16 protein-coding genes are annotated in these 18,751 nt (G+C 57.1%); 13 read left to right on the top strand and 3 right to left on the bottom strand.

Annotated features, from left to right (window positions below):
• The first annotated feature begins 157 nt into the window (after positions 1-157).
• The 13 genes from ACU6HM_RS15935 to ACU6HM_RS15875 all read left to right on the top strand — a co-directional run bounded on the left by ACU6HM_RS15935 (position 158) and on the right by ACU6HM_RS15875 (position 14,950).
• Complete coding sequence (locus tag ACU6HM_RS15935) at positions 158-1,246, top strand: hypothetical protein (protein ID WP_250756219.1); 1,089 nt, start codon at positions 158-160, stop codon at positions 1,244-1,246.
• A 69-nt stretch (positions 1,247-1,315) separates the two neighbouring features.
• Entirely contained in the window at positions 1,316-2,350 is a 1,035-nt protein-coding gene (selD, locus tag ACU6HM_RS15930; protein WP_035270166.1) for a selenide, water dikinase SelD, read from the top strand.
• On the top strand, positions 2,350-3,444 hold the full coding sequence (mnmH, locus tag ACU6HM_RS15925; RefSeq protein WP_250756220.1) for a tRNA 2-selenouridine(34) synthase MnmH: 1,095 nt from the start codon (positions 2,350-2,352) through the stop codon (positions 3,442-3,444). Before selD ends, mnmH begins: the two co-directional genes overlap by 1 nt.
• A gap of 171 nt (positions 3,445-3,615) precedes the next feature.
• Positions 3,616-5,877 carry a 4Fe-4S binding protein gene (locus ACU6HM_RS15920; protein WP_446764061.1) on the top strand — a complete coding sequence of 754 codons (2,262 nt, stop codon included), beginning with the start codon at positions 3,616-3,618 and terminating at the stop codon, positions 5,875-5,877.
• A 62-nt stretch (positions 5,878-5,939) separates the two neighbouring features.
• Positions 5,940-7,844, top strand: coding sequence for a TAT-dependent nitrous-oxide reductase (gene nosZ, locus ACU6HM_RS15915; protein ID WP_021447219.1), 1,905 nt, complete (start codon positions 5,940-5,942; stop codon positions 7,842-7,844).
• 7 nt (positions 7,845-7,851) lie between these two features.
• Entirely contained in the window at positions 7,852-9,192 is a 1,341-nt protein-coding gene (locus ACU6HM_RS15910) for a nitrous oxide reductase family maturation protein NosD (RefSeq protein ID WP_446764060.1), read from the top strand.
• The gene (locus tag ACU6HM_RS15905; RefSeq protein ID WP_086061210.1) at positions 9,176-10,087 is read left to right on the top strand and encodes an ABC transporter ATP-binding protein; all 912 of its coding nucleotides are present in this window, start codon (positions 9,176-9,178) and stop codon (positions 10,085-10,087) included. The genes ACU6HM_RS15910 and ACU6HM_RS15905 overlap by 17 nt, the downstream gene beginning before the upstream one ends.
• 3 nt (positions 10,088-10,090) lie before the next feature.
• A complete protein-coding gene (locus ACU6HM_RS15900) occupies positions 10,091-10,921 on the top strand; it encodes an ABC transporter permease (protein WP_088451903.1) in 831 nt (276 codons plus the stop codon).
• Complete coding sequence (locus tag ACU6HM_RS15895; protein ID WP_009463487.1) at positions 10,918-11,433, top strand: nitrous oxide reductase accessory protein NosL; 516 nt, start codon at positions 10,918-10,920, stop codon at positions 11,431-11,433. The genes ACU6HM_RS15900 and ACU6HM_RS15895 overlap by 4 nt, the downstream gene beginning before the upstream one ends.
• Positions 11,434-11,465: 32 nt before the next feature.
• Positions 11,466-12,473 carry an FAD:protein FMN transferase gene (locus ACU6HM_RS15890; RefSeq protein ID WP_446764059.1) on the top strand — a complete coding sequence of 336 codons (1,008 nt, stop codon included), beginning with the start codon at positions 11,466-11,468 and terminating at the stop codon, positions 12,471-12,473.
• Between the two features lie 89 nt (positions 12,474-12,562).
• Positions 12,563-14,134 carry a glucose-6-phosphate isomerase gene (pgi, locus tag ACU6HM_RS15885; protein ID WP_446764058.1) on the top strand — a complete coding sequence of 524 codons (1,572 nt, stop codon included), beginning with the start codon at positions 12,563-12,565 and terminating at the stop codon, positions 14,132-14,134.
• A 118-nt stretch (positions 14,135-14,252) separates the two neighbouring features.
• Entirely contained in the window at positions 14,253-14,564 is a 312-nt protein-coding gene (locus ACU6HM_RS15880; RefSeq protein WP_060185429.1) for an antitoxin, read from the top strand.
• A 5-nt stretch (positions 14,565-14,569) separates the two neighbouring features.
• Positions 14,570-14,950 (top strand): PIN domain-containing protein, encoded by a 381-nt coding sequence (locus ACU6HM_RS15875; protein ID WP_181900204.1) that lies wholly within the window; start codon positions 14,570-14,572, stop codon positions 14,948-14,950.
• Positions 14,951-14,970: 20 nt separating this feature from the next.
• On the opposite strand, the gene ACU6HM_RS15870 is transcribed toward ACU6HM_RS15875, so the two are convergent.
• From ACU6HM_RS15870 to ACU6HM_RS15860, 3 genes are read right to left on the bottom strand one after another with little or no spacing between them, the layout of a single operon-like run.
• A complete protein-coding gene (locus ACU6HM_RS15870; RefSeq protein ID WP_446764057.1) occupies positions 14,971-16,518 on the bottom strand; it encodes an LTA synthase family protein in 1,548 nt (515 codons plus the stop codon).
• The gene (locus ACU6HM_RS15865; RefSeq protein ID WP_446764056.1) at positions 16,508-17,281 is read right to left on the bottom strand and encodes an SDR family NAD(P)-dependent oxidoreductase; all 774 of its coding nucleotides are present in this window, start codon (positions 17,279-17,281) and stop codon (positions 16,508-16,510) included. Before ACU6HM_RS15865 ends, ACU6HM_RS15870 begins: the two co-directional genes overlap by 11 nt.
• On the bottom strand, positions 17,268-18,746 hold the full coding sequence (locus ACU6HM_RS15860) for a glycosyltransferase (RefSeq protein WP_446764055.1): 1,479 nt from the start codon (positions 18,744-18,746) through the stop codon (positions 17,268-17,270). The genes ACU6HM_RS15865 and ACU6HM_RS15860 overlap by 14 nt, the downstream gene beginning before the upstream one ends.
• Positions 18,747-18,751 lie beyond the last annotated feature (5 nt).

The following is an 18,751-nucleotide window of genomic DNA, read 5'->3' as shown; positions in this document are numbered from 1 at the left end:
AATGGCCGGCGCATCTAGAGCCGGCCATTTTTATTTCTCCACTGCATTCGTCTACCTCACCTGACCGATAAGCTCTTCCTTCAGCCATAACAGCGCTAGACTAAAGCCTGGTTAGCCAGCTTTCTGGCTACAGAATCACCTCATTCGGGAGCTGATCTTGTCGTCCACCGAGTCTGATCTCGCGATCTATGCCGGGCCTCGTGCTTATCGTCATATTCAAAGCAATGGCTTGCATGCCAAGGACATCAGCACGCTGATTGGCAGCGCGGGTGGGCCCAAGGCTTTGGCGCTAACCGGGCTGGATCAGTATTTGTTTGGCGACTGGCTCAACACGCATGACGAGCCGTTATGGTTGTTTGGCAGCTCCATCGCTTCCTGGCGCTTTGCCTGTGCGGCCCAGAGCGATCCGCACAAAGCCTTTGCGGACTTTGCGCAGCTTTATATACACAGCCCCTTTCTTCCCAAATCCACGGTAGCTGACATTACCCGGTCTACCCAGACCATGCTGAAAACCTTGCTGGGGGACGCCGACTCACAGGCTGCGATCCTGAACCATCCACGCTATCGCTTCGCCATTACCGTGGCACGCAGCAAGGGCTGGGCGGGTTCCCGCAACCCCAAACAGCTTGGTGCAGCCCTGCTCAGCTGCATGGTCGGCAATTATGTGCACCCTGCTATCCCGCATTGGTTCTTCGAACGGGTTATTGTGCACGACACCCGCAGCCCCTTGCCCATTCACGGCAGACATCAAGACCTGGCTCGCTACGCCGCACTGGATCAGCACAATTTGTTCGAGACCCTGGCCGCCAGCACCGCTATTCCACTCGTGATTGACGGTGTGAATGCCGCCCATAACTGGCCTGCCGGTCTATACCGGGATGGAGGCCTAGTCGACTACAACTTCTGCGCTCTGGATCTGGATAGCCCAGGCTTGACCTTGTTTCCGCATTTCACTCAAAAGATCAGCGCCAGCTGGTTCGACAAATACCTGCCCCGTTGGCAAAAGGCTCGCCGCCGTCACAGCCTGGACAATCTGATTTTGCTGTGCCCGACCGAACGTTTTTATCAGCGGCTAAAAGACCGCAAAATCCCCGATCGCTCCGACTACAAGCGTCTACCTGACGCAGACCGGCGTATTGCCTGGCAAAACTCCGTCGAACAAAGCCAGCGACTGGGCGAGCAATTTGCACAGTGGGTGGCCACCGACCAGTTGGCCCAGCGTGTTCAACCCCTGCCCTTTCCGTAGCAAAAGCCTGCAGGGCATAGGGGCAATTTAGTATCATTTCATCTTCAACCTCTTTCTTGGTACGCGCTCATGGATACTCCCATTCGTCTGACCCAATACAGTCATGGAGCCGGTTGCGGCTGCAAGATTTCCCCCAAAGTATTGGACATTATCTTGGCGGGAAGCGGAGCCCAAAACGTGGACCCGAACCTGTGGGTAGGCAATACATCACGTGATGATGCGGCTGTGTACGGTTTGAATGAGGAAACGGGCGTCGTCTCGACCACCGACTTTTTCATGCCCATCGTGGACGATCCGTATGACTTTGGGCGCATTGCTGCGACCAACGCCATCAGCGACATCTACGCCATGGGTGGTAAACCGATCATGGCCATCGCCATTTTGGGCTGGCCCATCAATGTCCTGTCCCCTGAAGTTGCCCGCGAGGTCGTGCGTGGTGGGCGTGCTGCTTGCGATGCTGCTGGCATCACCCTGGCCGGTGGTCACTCCATTGATGCCCCCGAGCCTATTTTTGGTCTGGCTGTAACTGGCGTAGTTGATAAAGGCCAGTTAAAACGCAACGACACCGCAACTGAAGGCTGCCAGCTCTATCTGACCAAACCTCTGGGTATTGGCGTGCTGACCACGGCCGAGAAAAAAGCCAAGCTTCGTCCTGAAGATCAAAACCTGGCCCGCGACTGGATGTGCACGCTAAACAAACCCGGCAGCCGCTTTGCACAGCTGCCCGGTGTTAAAGCCATGACCGATGTGACCGGCTTTGGTCTGCTGGGACACCTGATCGAAATGGCTGATGGCAGCGGCCTGACCGCCCGTCTGAATCTGGACCGTGTGCCCCTGCTGCCCGGCATTGAATACTACCTGCAAGAAGGCTGTGTACCCGGCGGCACGCAACGCAACTTCGACAGCTACGGCCATCGCATCGCTCCTATCAGCCAGGATCAGATCAACATTCTGTGCGACCCACAAACCAGCGGCGGTTTGCTGATCGCCGTAGAGCCTGCTGCCACTGCCGAGTTTCTGGCAACAGCACAGGAATTGGGCCTTACCCTGGAAGCCATCGGGGAATTCATCCCCGCCAAAACCCACGCCGTCGAAATCGCTTGATGCGTCCTGATACCCACCACTACCGCGAGCTGTTCCTGAACGATGTGCCTTTGATGGACGCTCGCGCTCCCATCGAATTCAGTAAAGGCGCCTTTCCCGGCGCATTGAACCTGCCACTGATGAACGACGAGGAGCGTCACCTGGTGGGGATCTGCTACAAGCAACATGGCCAGGATGCCGCCATTGCCTTGGGTAACAAGCTGGTCAGTGGCCAACTCAAGCAAGCTCGCCTGCAGGCCTGGGCACAATTTACGCAAGACCATCCCGACGGCTACCTGTATTGCTTTCGAGGTGGCCTGCGCAGCCAGATCACACAAACCTGGCTGCGCGAAGAGGCAGGCATTCCCTATCCCCGCGTAGTGGGCGGCTACAAGGCTATGCGTGGCTTTTTGCTGAATAATCTGGAACAAACCGTCGGCAGCGCCCGTTTTCAGGTTCTGGGCGGCATGACAGGCACGGGCAAAACCGATGTCCTGCAGCAGCTTGATAACAGTCTGGACCTGGAAGGCTACGCACATCATCGTGGTTCCAGCTTTGGCAAACACGCCACCAGCCAACCCAGCCAGATCGACTTCGAGCACAGGCTATCGATCGCCATGCTCAAAAAAACGGCCCAAGGGCACCAGCGCTTCGTCCTGGAAGATGAAAGCCAAACCATAGGCCGTTGCAGCCTGCCACTGGGCCTGTACCGGGGGATGCAGCAGTGGTCCATCATCTGGCTGGAAGATAGCCTGGAAAACCGCATTACGCGCATCGTGCGCGATTACGTCCAGAACCTGCACGCGGAATACACAGCCCAATACGAGCCGCAAACAGGCTTTGCGCTCTTTGCCGAACAACTGCGTCAAAGCCTGGCCCGCATTACCAAGCGCCTGGGCCATCAACGCTACCAGCAGTTGGCCGCCATCATGGATGAGGCCTTGCAGGAGCAGGAGCGCAGCGGCGCGCTGGAGGGTCACCGGGACTGGATCGGTGGTTTGCTGACGCAATACTACGACCCCATGTACGCCTATCAACGCGAACAAAAAGCGGAACGGATCATTTTTCAGGGTGATGCCGACGCGGTCCTGAATTATTTGCATCAGCAAGGCTGACCCTCATCTAAAGCCCGGCCAGCAAAGCCTGCCATCGTTCCTCACAGATCAAGGGCTGACTGACGCCGACCCATATCCACTCTTGTCAGAATCTGTCCTTGCTCTGACACAAAGAGTAAACAAAGGGTAACCCCTACCATCTCGCAAGAATCTTGTTGCAGGTGGTAAGAAATGACGTCCCTCAATCGCGTTGCCCGGCATGTTCAGTTCCGTATTATCTGGCTCCTGCTTTTTGTACTGGCAGCCTGTCTGAGCAGTCCTACGGCACACTCCAGTTCGCGCATTGCCCATTTCTTGCCGGACATTGCCCTTAACGAGATCTTTCCCACCGCCACCCACACCAGCGAGCCCGCGGGCACCTTACCTGTTGCCAAGGTCTTTAAGGATCAGGAACAGCTAGGATATGTGTATGTGACGACCGACATCGTTAACACCCGTGGTTACTCCAGCTTCCCCATCGACACCCTGGTCGCCATGAGCATGGATGGCAGCATCGTCGCTGCCAAGCTGCTGGAACACCATGAACCCATTGTCTTGATCGGCATCCCCGAATCGCGGGTAGAAGCCTTCATTCAGGGCTATGTGGGCCAGAATTACATCAAGAACCGTCCCAAACCCGGCGCACCACCACCTGTCGACATTATCAGTGGTGCCACCGTGACCTTGATGGTGGTCGGTGACAGCATCATGCGCTCTTCCCAACTGGTGGCCCGGCAAGAAGGCATAGGCCAGCCTGCCGCCCCCGCCACAGCACCGGCGGCAGTCAAACGCAGCATAGACAGCAGCAATCAAACCATTGCCAGCTGGGATGAGTTGCTCCAAAGCGGTGCCATCCAACGCCTGCACGTCAGCGTGGCCGACATCAACCAGGCTTTCATCGACAGTGGTCGCACGGAAGCCGCCGCCCATCCGCAGGAAGGCGACCCACAAGACACTTTTATTGATCTGTACGCCGCCCTGGTCAGCGTGCCCAGCATTGGAAAAAGCCTGCTGGGCGAATCTGACTACACGTACCTGCAACAAGAGCTGAAACCCGGTCAGCAAGCCATGCTGGTCGTCGGGAACGGGCTGTATTCCTTCAAAGGATCAGGCTATGTACGCGGCGGGATTTTTGACCGTATCGAGATCGTCCAGGATCTGGACAGCTTTCACTTCACCGATCTGGACCACCAGCGTCTGCCCGGCGTGAAAGCCGCCAATGCCCCTGACTTCAAAGAAGCCGCCCTGTTCAAGATTCCGGCTACCGCCACCTTTGATCCGGTCCAACCCTGGCGGCTGCAACTGCTGGTTCAGCGCGTGCTGAGCGTCAAGGATAAAGCCTTTGTCACGCTGAACCTGAATTACCAGCTTCCTGATGCCTATTTGACAGCGCCCCCTTCAGCAGCCGTTGCAGCGGCCCCCGATACCGCAGAGCACGATGACCTGGACACCGCCGGCGAGCCTTTGTACAAGCAAATCTGGGCGGGCAAGAAAGTGCAGATTGCCGTGCTGCTGCTGTCCTTGCTGATCTTGGGTGGAGTCTTCTTCTTTCAGGACACGCTAACCAAGCACGAAGTGTTCTACCAGCGCTTTCGCATCGGCTTTCTGCTGTTCTCCCTGGTCTGGATTGGCTGGTACGCCTCGGCCCAGTTGTCCGTGGTGAACGTACTGACTTTCTCGCACGCACTGCGCACCGATTTCCGCTGGGAATACTTCCTGATGGATCCGCTGGTCTTCATTCTGTGGATCGCCACCGCCATCTCCCTGATCTTCTGGAACCGGGGTGCCTTCTGTGGCTGGCTCTGTCCCTTTGGGGCGCTGCAAGAGCTGGCCAACAAACTGGCCCGCTTCCTGCGCATTCCGCAAATCAAGGTAGCCTACAGCGCCCATAAGCGCCTGGTGTCCATCAAATACGTGATCTTCATTCTGCTGTTTGGCTTTGCCCTGTACGACATGGCCGTGGCGGAAAAGATGGCGGAAGTCGAACCCTTCAAGACCGCCATTATTCTGAAATTCATCCGCGACTGGCCCTTCACCATCTTTGCCGTCTTGCTGCTGATTGCCAGCCTGTTTATCGAGCGCTTTTACTGCCGCTACCTCTGTGCCCTGGGCGCTGCCCTGGCTATCCCCGCCCGCTTGCGCATCTTTGACTGGCTGCGTCGCTACCCCATGTGTGGCAACCCCTGTCAGCGCTGTGCAAGCGACTGCCCCGTCCAAGCCATCGAGCCAGAAGGCCCGATCAACCCCAACGAGTGCATCCAGTGCCTGAACTGCCAGATGCTGTATCACCACGAGAAAAAATGCCCGCACCTGATTCAAAAGATCGCCAAGCGCAAGCGAGATAAACCGGCCCCCGTTGCCGTTGCCAGCTCGCTGCAAGACGATGCTGCTGCCCGCCCTACCGTGCGTCCACGCAGCGTAGACAGTACCGATTCCACGCCAGCCACGCCGTGAGACGGCTGGGCGCGCCCCAGCGCCAAGTCGGTCACGTCATCACACAAAAGGAAGATCACACCATGTCCGAGAACACACAGGATAAACACGGCTTGAGTCGCCGCGCCTTTCTGGGCACCGCCGCCTTGTCAGGTGCCGCAGTCGTCAGCGCCACCCATATTGGCAATGCTCTGGCCGATACGAAAAAAGCACCGGACGGGCAAAATGCCCACATTGAGCCGGGTGAACTGGACCAGTACTACGCCTTCAACTCCGGCGGTCAGTCCGGCGAAATCCGCATCATGGGCCTGCCCTCCATGCGCGAGCTGATGCGCATCCCGATTTTCAACATTTGCAGCGCGACGGGCTGGGGCATTACCAACGAAAGTCGCCAGATCATGCGCGCCAACCTGACGCCTGAAACCCTGGCCTTTGCTGACTCCTTGGGCGGCATCCTGCCTAACGGCGATGCTCACCACCCCCATATGTCCTTTACCGACGGGACTTACGACGGGCGCTTCATCTACATCAACGACAAGGCTAATAACCGCGTGGCTCGCGTGCGCTGCGATGTCATGAAGTGCGACAAGATCATCGAGATCCCCAATGCCGACGGCATCCACGGCCTGCGCCCCCAACGCTACCCCCGCACCGGCTATGTGTTCTGCAACGGCGAACACATCGTTCCCCTTCCCAATAACGGCACCATCTTCGGCAACCCCAAAGAGAACTACTTCTCTGTCTTTACCGCCATTGATGGCGACACCATGGAAATCGCCTGGCAGGTGATCGTGGATGGCAACCTGGACAACTGCGACGCCGACTACCAGGGCAAGTACGCCTTCTCCACCTGCTACAACTCCGAAAAGGGGCTGGACGTCGGCGAGATGAGCGCCAACGAGCAGGACTGGGCCGTGGTGTTCAACCTGAAGGCCATTGAAGACGGCGTCAAGAAAGGCGACTTCAAAGAGATGCAGGGCGTCAAAGTGCTGGATGGCCGCAAAGGTTCGCGCTATACCCGCTACATTCCTGTGCCCAACTCCCCGCACGGTTGCAATGCCAGCCCCGATGGCATCCACGTGGTGTTTAACGGCAAGCTCTCGCCCACCGTCACCATGATTGACGTGCGCCGCCTGGACGACTTGTTCGCCGATAAGATCAAACCGCGCGACTGCGTAGTGGCAGAGCCTCAACTGGGTCTGGGCCCACTGCACACGGCCTATGACGGCCGCGGCAATGCCTACACCACGCTGTTTATCGACAGCCAGATCGTGAAGTGGAACATGGCCAAAGCCATTGAGGCTTACCAGGGCAAGGACGTAGACCCCATCATCCAGAAACTGGACGTGCACTACCAGCCCGGCCACAATCACACCACCATGGGCGAGACCAAAGAGGCCGATGGTAAATGGCTGGTGTCGCTGAACAAGTTCTCCAAAGACCGCTTCCTGAACGTAGGCCCGCTCAAGCCAGAAAACGATCAGCTGATCGACATTTCGGGCGACGTCATGAAGCTGGTTCACGATGGCCCAAGCTTTGCCGAACCACACGACATGCTGCTGGTTGCAGCTGACAAAGTACGACCCAAGCGCGTCTGGACTCGCGACGACCCATGGTGGGACGGCGCACGGAAAATGGCTGAAAAAGACGGCGTCACCCTGGAGGGTGCGTCCAAAGTCATTCGGGATGGCAACAAGGTGCGGGTCTACATGACCGCTGTGGCACCCGTGTTCTCCGTGCCCAGCTTCGAGGTCAACCAGGGCGATGAGGTCACCGTCGTCGTCACCAATATGGAGATGATCGAGGACTTGACCCACGGCTTTACCTTGTCCGGCTACGGCGTGGCCATGGAAATTGGTCCGCAACAAACCAGCTCGGTCACCTTCACGGCTTCGCGCCCCGGTGTGCATTGGTACTACTGCCAGTGGTTCTGCCACGCCTTGCACATGGAAATGTCCGGTCAGATGAACGTGAAACCCAAAGCCTGACGGTGACATGAAGCCTTTCTGCCTGCTCCCTATCCGTGCACGATCCCTCAGCCCAACCCTGGTGCTGAGGCTGGCCTTCAAGCCGCTTACTGTCCTGGCCCTGGCGGCCAGTGGCCTGATGGCTCAAGCGGCCACCATTGAGGTGCCTGCCGATACCCCGCTACAAGCCGTCATCGATGCCGCCCAAGCTGGCGACATCCTGATGCTGGCTCCCGGCACGTATCAGGGCAACATCATCGTGAACAAGCCCTTGACGCTTCAAGGCCCCAGCAACCGGCAAGCCGTGTTGCTGGGCGAACGTGAAGGCCGCACGGTGTGGGTGCAGGCGGAAGATGTGCAGATACGTCAGATTACCGTGCGTAATTCCGGCTTGAGCCTGCCCGACATGGATGCAGGCATATTCCTGGATAAACCCGCCCATAACGCCCTGATTGAAAACAACGACATCCTCGACAATCTGGTGGGGGTGTATGTCTGGGGGCCCCATAACGCGCTGGTGCAACACAACACCATCGTAGGCAATAAAGAGCTGCGTCTGAATGAGCGCGGCAATGGCGTGACCGTCTGGAACTCCCCCGGCTCACGCATCTTGTACAACGATATTTCTTGGGGTCGCGACGGGATTTTTTCCAATACCAGCCGCGACAATGTTTTCAGCCACAACCGCTTTACCCAGCTGCGCTATGCGGTGCACTACATGTACACCAATAACAGCGAGGTCAGCAGCAATGTTTCCATAGGCAATGACATTGCCTATGCCCTGATGTTTTCGCAGTTCCTGACAGTACGTGAAAACATCAGCATCAACAGCACGCATCAAGGCTTGATGCTCAATGCCGCTCAGCAATCGACCATTACTGACAACATCGTGGACGGGGCCGAGAAAGGCGTTTTTCTCTACAACGCCAACTTCAACACGATCTCCGGCAACCTGATTCAGAACACCCAGATCGGGGTGCATTACACCGCCGGTTCCGAAGGCAATGAGATCACGGAAAACGCCTTCATCCAGAACCAGAATCAGGTGAAGTATGTGGGTACCCGCTACCTGGAGTGGTCCAGCAAGGACCGGGGCAATTACTGGAGCGATCACAGCGCCTTTGACCTGAACGGTGACGGCATTGGTGACACCGCTTATCGCCCCAATGGCCTGATTGAACAACTGGTGTGGCGAGCCCCTTCGGCCCGCGTGTTATTGAACAGCCCCGCCGTTTCCATTGTGCGCTGGGCGCAAACCCAATTTCCTGCCATTTTGCCCGGCGGCATCATCGATAGCGCACCGCTGATGCGTGCGCCCGACAATCCCGTCTGGGAGCGCTACAAGGCCAACCATGACTCCATCCAATAACTGCACGGCCCCTGTCGCGCTGGCCAATGTCAGCAAGCTGTATGGCCAGCAGCGTGCCGCCAACGCGGTGAACTTCGAGCTTTACCCTGGTCAATGCACGGTACTGGCTGGCCACAATGGCGCAGGCAAAAGTACTGTCATCAAACTGATTCTGGGCCTGATCCGCGCCGACGAAGGCAAGGTCACGTTGCTGGATCATGACGCTGGTTCATCCCAGGCTGCCCGACTACGGGCCCATATCGGTTACTTGCCCGAAACCGTCGCCCTGCACCCCGCCTTGACCGGCACCGAAACACTGGCTTTTTACGCTCGTCTGAAAGGGCTGCCGACCAGTGACAACCAGGCCTTGCTGGCACGTGTCGGCATTGCACAAGCGGCTCACAAGCGCGTGGGTACCTATTCCAAAGGCATGCGCCAACGCTTGGCACTGGCTCAAACCCTATTGGGCAAACCTCGTGTGCTGTTACTGGATGAGCCCACCACTGGACTGGACCCAGCCTCCCGTCTGCTGTTCTACGAAATCGTCCAAGAACTGCGCGATGCCGGGGCCACCATCCTGCTCAGTACCCACGCTCTGGCGGAGATGGAACGTCTGGCGGACCGCATCATCGTGATGCAGCAAGGGCGCAAGATTGCCGACGGCACCTTGTCCGAACTGCGCCAACACGCTGGCTTGCCGGTACGTATTCGCCTGACCGTGGAGCAGATCCCCGATTCTGTTCCGCAGCACTGGAATGTCATCGGCACCAATCGTCTGGAACGTCATTGCACCGAAGCCGAAAAAATCCAGATTCTGCGCGAAGCGCATGCCATCCCCGGATTGACCGACCTGGAGCTGGAATCCCCCGGTCTGGACGAGTTGTATGCGCACTTTTTGAAGCGCGAGGATTACTAAGCCATGAACCCTGTCCTGATCATCATCCAAAAGGAAGTGCGCGACGGATTGCGCAATCGTTGGGTACTGGCCGTCACCCTCTTGCTGGCCGCACTGGCTTTGTCCTTGGGTTTTCTGGGCAGCGCCCCCACCGGCAGCGTCAAGGTAGATCCTTTGACAGTCACGGTTGTCAGCCTGTCCAGCCTGTCTATTTTCCTGATCCCGCTGATTGCCATGCTGCTGTCCTACGACGCCATTGTGGGCGAGATCGAGCGCGGCACCATGTCCTTGCTGCTGAGCTACCCCGTCCATCGCTGGCAGGTTCTGGTCGGTAAATTCCTGGGCCATGCCCTGATCCTGAGCCTGTCTACGGTGGTGGGCTACGGCTTGGCAGGTGTCACCTTGCAAATGGCTCATGGCGGCCTGGACTTCAGCGTCTGGACGCCCTTTCTGGCCATGATGGGTGCCAGCGTTTTGCTCGGTGCCAGCTTCCTGTCCATGGGCTATTTCATCAGCACCCTGGTCAGAGAGCGTGCCACTGCGGCCGGACTGGCCATCGGTATCTGGCTGTTTTTCGTGGTGATTTATGACATGGCTCTGCTGGGTATTCTAGTCGCTGACCAAGGTGCCATGATCACCGCTTCCTGGCTGAACATCATCCTGCTGTTCAACCCCACCGACGTGTACCGCCTGCTGAATCTGACCGGCTACGAGAATGTCGCCATGTTTGCTGGTATGGCCGGTTTAAGCGAACAGGCTCGTCTGCCCGCCAGTGTGTTGATGAGCGTTCTGCTGCTGTGGATCGCCGTGCCTTTTGGTCTGGCAAGCCTGGTATTCAAAAGAAAAGCACTATGAAAAAACTGCGCACTTTTCTGTTGCTGTGCCTGGGTCTGATACTGGCTGCCTGCGGCCAACCGGAACAGGTGCAAGCCCCGCCGCCTCCCGTCGTCCAGATCCCGCAAACGGCTGTAGGCCACTACTGCGGCATGTACCTGTTCGAGCATCAAGGCCCCAAAGGGCAAATCCTTCTGCGCGAACGCGAAGCGCCGCTCTGGTTCACCACCATACGCGAGGTCTTTGCCTACACCATGCTGCCTGAAGAATCCAAGGCCATTGCCGCCACCTATGTGCAAGACATGGCCCAACGCAATCAGGACGGCCAGTTCCCCGACCAAGCCTGGATACCGGCACAAGATGCCTGGTATCTGATCTACAGCCGCTACACCGGTGGCATGGGCACCATCGATGCCCTGCCCTTTAGCCAGGAGCAGGCCGCCAAGGACTTCCAGCAGCAGCATGGCGGCCAGGTGGTTCGCTTTGCCGAGATGCCGGAGAACTACATCTTTGGTGCGGTCGCGCTGCCTTGAAACGCTTATCTTCCTGATCCCAGGTATTTGCCATGACTTCTACTCCTGTTTCCCGCCGTCGTTTTATCGGTATCGTGGCCGCGACCAGCGCCCTGACTTGCGTGCCCTGGGCCGTCAAAGCGATGCAAGCAGCCACTACCCCGCTCAGCTCCTGGCAAGGGGTGGCTTTAGGTGCGGACGCACAACTGCATATCCACCATCCCGACCCGGTTTTCGCACAAACCCTGATTGATCGGGCCCTATCCGAAGTGCGACGGCTGGAGCGAATATTCAGTCTGTATGAACAAGACAGCGCCTTGCGCCGCCTGAATCGCGATGGCTATCTGAAGCAAGCCCCCGGCGATCTGACGCGGCTGCTGCTGGAATCACAGCGCCTGAGTGAATTAACGAACGGGGCCTTTGATCCAACCGTGCAGGTACTCTGGGAGCTGTATAGCCAAGCGGCTCAACGCAACACTCAAACATCCATTCCTGATGCCGCCGAGATTAGCCAAACGCTGCAGCAAGTCGGCTATCAAGCCATCCACATTCAAGGTGACACAGTCCTGCTACAACACCCCGGCATGGCCCTGACCCTGAACGGGATTGCTCAGGGTTACATCACCGATCGCATCACTGAACAGCTGAAACAGGCAGGCCTGGAGCACGCTTTGGTCGATATGGGCGAGATACGCAGCCTGGGCACGGCTCCGGGAAATCGTCCCTGGCGCGTCGGTCTGGCAGGCGATCAAGCAGAGCCAGCCAGCTTGTTGAATCTGGATATACACAATCAGGCAGTCAGCACCTCGTCAGGAGCAGGCACAGCACTTAGCCGGGATGGCTCCGTCACCCATCTGTTCAACCCCGCCAATGGTCAGGCCCGTCCTTTGTATCGCAGTGTCTCTGTCGTGGCCGGAAATGCCACCATTGCCGACGCCCTGTCCACAGCCTTTTCCTGGATGTCGCCACCAGAGATAGCTCGGGTACTGGCTGGCGATCCTGGTTTGCAGGCATGGGTGCTGCCCTACGATGGTGATCAGCTAGTACGGATGCACTCGTAAACACCAAGACAAACCCGCTTACCGGCAGACGCTCAAGCCCGATAAAGCCTCGTACAATGGCGGTTTCGTCTACTGCAGGCCAAAACCCCATGCCCCTGAACGCTGAAATCCTTCCCTCTGCCGCCCCTTTACCCGGTCTGCCAGAATGGACCGGGTTTTGCGAGGCAGCACACCAGTCTGATCGATACGCGTTGGACCTGCATTGCCTGAAAGCCGCAGGCTTGCAAGTGGACTTGAGTGGACAGCGGCATTCGCCAGAACTTCAGGCAGCCGGAGCCGCTCTTTTAGCAGCCCGCCATTTCAACACGGCACGCAAGCAGTTGCTAAACGGCGGCATCGTCAACGGCACCGAACAACGCGCCGCCTGGCACAGCGCCCTGCGCGCCCCCGCCCCCACGGCGGAAGTTGCCAAGGAACGCGAGCGTATGAACGAATTCGTGCGCGTCGCCGACTCCGAGCGCCGCTGGCGCAACATAATCCATATTGGTATTGGTGGCAGCGACTGGGGCGTGCGCCTGTCCCTGGCGGCCTTTGGCTATCGCCACAGCTGGCGCAACGTACGCTTTCTGGCCAATATCGACGGCCATGCGCTGGAACATGCCTTGTCGGGCATGGACCCTCACGACACTCTGATCGTGATCGCCTCCAAATCCTTCACCACGACCGAGACTCTCAAGAACGGACAGCGGGCCCTGGAATGGCTGCAAGCCGCTGGCGTTGCCAACCCCTACGAACAAATCGTTGCGGTCACCGCCCGCCCTGAAACCGCCTCCAACTGGGGGATTCCACAAAAAAATGTCTTCCAGTTCTGGGATTGGGTAGGTGGCCGCTTCTCCCTGTGGTCGGCAGTCAGCTTAACCACGGCTTTAGCGGTTAGCAGTGACGTGGTGGCCGGGATGTTGTCAGGCGCTGCAGCCATGGACCAGCATTTTCAGGAAGCCCCCATCGCCTCCAACGTGCCCGTGCAAATGGCACTGGCTGGCGTGGTCAACCGCAGTGTGCTGGGTTATGGCTCACTGAACATTTCCCCCTACGACTTCCGCCTGGGCAATCTGGTGCCCTACATTCAGCAACTGGATATGGAGTCGCTGGGCAAGTCGGTCACCACCAGCGGTGAACCGGTTGGAATCGCTACCGGCGCAGCTGTCTGGGGACTGGCCGGAACAGACGCACAACACACCTTCTATCAGTGGCTACACCAGGGCAGCGATGGCGCTCCTGTGGACTTTATTGTGTGCCAGCAGGCAGATCACAATCAGGCCGAGCACCATAATCTGCTGCTGGCGAACTGCCTGGCACAGCGCGAAGCCTTGATGCGCGGCAAAACCTACGAGCAGGCCCTGGCCGAGTGCGAACAACAAGGTCTGGGCGAGCAGGCTGCCGAACTGGCCCACCATCGCGTGCACTCGGGCGGCCGCCCTAACACCCTGATTGTGTTACCTCGCCTGAACCCCTTCTCGCTAGGCGCCTTGCTGGCCTTGTACGAGCACAAGATATTTGTACAGGCCTTGATCTGGGGGATCAACCCCTTTGACCAATGGGGTGTGGAGTACGGGAAAGTATTGGCGAACGGGATTTTGCAGGAGCTGTCGGGAGAGAAAAAAGCCTCTGCTGAGCATGATGCGTCTACTCGGCATTGGATAGAGGCTTTCAAGAACTAAGGCTGTCCACTTAGCTGCCCCTGCCCAATCTCATTATCTATCAAAGACCTAGGGCACTATTTTCTCATCAGCCTCCACGTGTATACTATCCGTATATACCAAACCCATGGAGGTAACTATGCGTACAAACGTAAAACTACCCGCCAAGAAAGTTCACCCCACCAGCAAGACAACAAGCGTGTTCATGAGTGGAAATAGTCAAGCGGTTCGTCTACCTGAAGGTTTTCGATTCGAAGGGAAAAGAGTCTTCATACGACGAGACCAAGAGTCTGGTGATGTCATTCTGTCCTCAAAGCCAAGAGGCTGGGATCACTTCCTTAATGTTGCCGCTAATAATGACCCTGCTGAATTCGAAGGTTTCCTGGAAGATCTGAACAGAGATCAAGACCCCGCCCCCGAGAAAGATCATTTCGCAGGGTGGGAAGAATGATCTACATGCTAGATACCAATGCTGTTTCCAATGCTGCCATGAACAGGGGCAAAGTAAGAGAAACTATGCTGGGACACAGTCCCAGCAATATTTTTGTATCTAATATTGTGCTCGCTGAGCTGATGTATGGGTTTGCCAAAAAGTCCAGACCTACCTTGCAGGCGACAACAGAAGCCCTGCTAAGCACGATGACTGTGCTGGATTGGGATGATTCCGTTTCCGATGTTTATCCGGCTTTCCGTGTAGCCATAGAAGCCAAAGGTCGCTCGCTCTCGTATATGGACATGTTGATTGCAGCCCATGCCCATTCAATAGGGGCCATCTTGGTGTCCAGCGATGCGGGAATGCATAACGCCCTGGCAAGCAATGTTGTTGATTGGTACTAGGACTACAGTAGACAAAGCGTCTACTGGCTCATCAATCCACTCGCGCCCATCCACTCCCGTGCCAGATCATGAATCGCCGCATCCCGACGCGGCGCTCTTGCCTGCCCCTGAGTAGAGTTCCAGATAAAGTAATCCACATCCCCACAAGGAGTACCTAGCGCCGCGTAGACCGAGGGCATGATGGGAACGTGGTCGCCATACCAGCACAGGCTGGCAGGCCTGTCCGACGAGATCAAAGCTCCGCGCAGACGTGTCAGCATGGCATCGGCATTGCGGATGTGACGCAAGTAGATCGTCAGATCCTCGCAGCCTTGCGGAGGAGGCTGATGGTACAAGGCCTCGATATCACCCGCTGCAACCTTTTCCAGGTGCAAAGGCCCGTGATTCTCCATCGTAATCACATGAATGAATACCGGCCCTGTAGCCTGCTCCAGCACACTGGCGACTTTATCCGCCACCGCCAGATCGCCAATATAAGGGCCTGTACGTTCCACATCCGCAAAGGCCTTGATGTCCAGAAACTCGTCAAACCCAAACAGCGGAAATACACGGTTGCGCTGGTAAAAACTGGCGGGATAAGGGTGGATACAAATCGTGTGGTAACCCTGCTGCTTCAACCAGGAAGCCAAAGTCGCCACAGACCATCCCGCACATACTGCACGATAGGGGTTGAAGCGGTGCACGCCCAAAGTGCTGTTTTCAATACCGCTTAAGAAGGAAAACTCCGAGCGCACGGTATTCGCGCCCCAAGCGGGGACCTGCAAGTATCCGCTGGCAACCGCTTCGGCTTTGAAGCGGTCAAACTCCGCCAGAATTTCTGGTCGAATCCCGTCAGACATTCGCCGGGCATCAAAGAAAGACTCGCTTTGTACGGAAACCAGATGCGGCAGATCCCCCGAAGAATCCGCACCGGACAAAACAGGTGCAGACGTTGGAGCAACACTTTCAAAAGGGGAGGACAAGCTGGGGCGCTCCCGCCCTTGCTGCCAATAACGCCAGAAGCTGGCTAACAGCCCCAAGGCCTGCACGTCCTGCTCAGGTGCAATCTGCACCATCAAACGCGCACTATTGCCCCAAAGCAGCAAGCCCAGACTCAGCACAGCCAGCAGCGCCAAGGCTCCCCATTGCGCTGTCCAGGCAGCCCGCAAGGCAGGCACGGCTTCCAGCCACAAGCCAATCGTCAATGCGGCAATAAAACCCGCTGCTGCCAGAAAGAACTTCCCCCACCCCAGAAAAGGAATGTAGAGCCGAGGGTGACGAATCGCATCCGTAAAATACTCGTAGTCCTGAAATACAAAAGCTTCACGCAAAGCCTTGAACTTGGCATTGCTGACCACGACCAGCAACAGGAAAAAAGCGCACAGCAAGGCCGTGGCAAAGACAGGCCGTCCCAGCAAAAAAACCAGGGCGACATATGCCAAACCGTACAGGCCTATGTGCAAGGCCCAGGCCGCTGCAGGACGACTCAAGCTGGCTGCTGTTTGCAGGAAACGCTCCAGCCCGACTGTCAGGGCCAGCCCCGACAAGGCCGCCAGGATAGCAGTCCAGAATCCCGGCTCAAGCGTCATAACCGATCTTGCTCAGAATAAAAACGGACACCCGGGCGGGTAGCACTGCCAGAAACCAGCAACCCAGGTTCAAAGGAAACGGAAAGCTGATACGCGCTTTGTTGGCTTTCAGGCCACGGGCAATACGCTTGGCTGCTCTTTGCGGGGTCCACAGGAATGGTTTGGGGCCTGGCATGGCATCACACATGGGCGAGCTAACGTAGCCTGGCATCACCACATTGACCTTGATCCCCTCCGGGGCCAACCAGCCGCGCAAACCTTCACCATAAGCTTTGACCGCCGCCTTGCTGGCGCTATAGGACGGCGTGGTGGGCAGACCAAAGTAAGCGGCCAAGGAGCTCATCAAGACGATCTGACCGCGCCCTTTCGCCCGCATGGCGGGCAGCACAGATTGCACGACTCGCAGCGAGGCCTTCACATTGATATCCAGCAGCAGCTCGGTATCTTCCCAGACCTCGGGCTCGCCATTGGGACCTATATGGATATTCATACCCGCATTCACGATGACCAAATCAAAGGCTGCGCATTGCGACAACCAGTCATGCAAGGCATCCAGATCACACAAATCCATCTGATGCGTCTGTACCTGCGCACCCGCCTGTCGGCAGCGCTCGGCCAAAGGCTCCAGAATCGCAGCATTGCGACCATGCAAAGTCAGCTCTGTACCGGGCTTGGCGTAGTAAAGCGCCAGCTCGCCACCAATGGCACTGGTGGCACCGGTAATCAGAATCCGTTCCTGCTCTGCTGGTTCAGCGACGCCCACGCGCTCTCCTTTCTTGGAAGGACCAGTACAAAACCATGCCAAAGCCGACACAAACCGTCGCATTCAAAGGAATCAACAAGTAATTGCCCATGCGTATGGCCACATACAAGGCCAATGCCGAATACAGGAAAGTGAACACTTCACCAATCAGCAAATAAAGATTGATGCGGGGCTGTCTTGCCACCTTCTCGCCCTCACCTTTTGGCGTACGGTTAAATTCCCCGTAGACCTTGAAGGCGGCTCGCACACCACCGACAAAATAATACCAAGCCATGGGCGGGAACATGGCGACATACAAGTAGGTATGCCACAAGGTGCCCAACACGCCCGGCCTGTCATCAAAACGTGCTCCCTTGCGGGCACCGAAAGCATTATTCAACGCCCAGACAGCGACCAGCAAAAAGAATAGCGGCGCGCCCCACTGCAAGACGACATGATCAAAATTCAGCAAATAATTCAGCGGCAGGCTTAGCAAGATCAGGGCATAAATCGACGCCAGCATGACCGATGAAAACATCATGGAAAACGCATGCATGCGCTTCATCAAGGGCATGTCCTGCTGCCACATCTGCCCGAGATGCTTGAAGGCACTATGAATCAGACCCCGCCCCCAGCGCTCCCGCTGCACACGGAACGCACTGATGTTCTCGGGCAAGGTGGACATGGATACGACATCGCGCAAATAAGCGTATTTCCAGTCACCAAACTGAGCTCGATAGCCCAGGTCCACGTCCTCGGTAATGGTAGAGGCATTCCAGCCCCCCAAGGCTTCCACGCAAGCGCGTCGCCAGACACAGGAACTGCCACTTAGCGAGGCCATGTCCCCATCTTCACTCAGCCCCACCGTCACATACTGCTGGTGGCCCATCTCCATGGCCTGAAAACGGGTCAGAAAAGAATGGTCGCGGTTCTCATAGCCAATACCCGTTTGCAAAAAACCCAGCTTCTCGTCCTTGAAAGGCGGAATGGTTTTCTGCAGGAAGTCGGCTGGCGGTAAAAAGTCCGCATCAAAGATCGCAAAAAACTCGCCCTGGGAATGCTGAATGCCATGCACCAGATTCCCGGCCTTGTAGCCTGCACGGTCAGCACGCTGAATGCGGCGAATGGGCACACCTTGCCGAGCACACTGATCCACCTTGTTCTGGGCCAACAGCGCAGTCTTGTCTGTTGAGTCGTCCAGCACCAGAATTTCCAGCGCGGACACCGGATAATCCAGACGACAAGCCGCATCGATCAAACGCTCGACAACAGCGGCCTCGTTATAAATCGGTAATAAAACGCTGACCTTGGGACACCAATCCTGCTGCAAGGAGGCGGACGTCTGCACCAGCTCGCTTAGCTTACGACGCTCCACCCGTCGCGAGATCAGCAGTACCCGCAGTTCCAGAACCACGTACAGGGCAAAGGCCCCAACAACCAACAAGAACAGCGCCTGAATCAGGTACGCAAAAATGCTCACAATCATGGAAA

Source organism: Alcaligenes sp. RM2 (assembly GCF_052931795.1).
The sequence above is the reverse complement of the archived record's forward strand: the minus strand, read 5'-3'. Positions and strand labels throughout refer to the sequence as shown.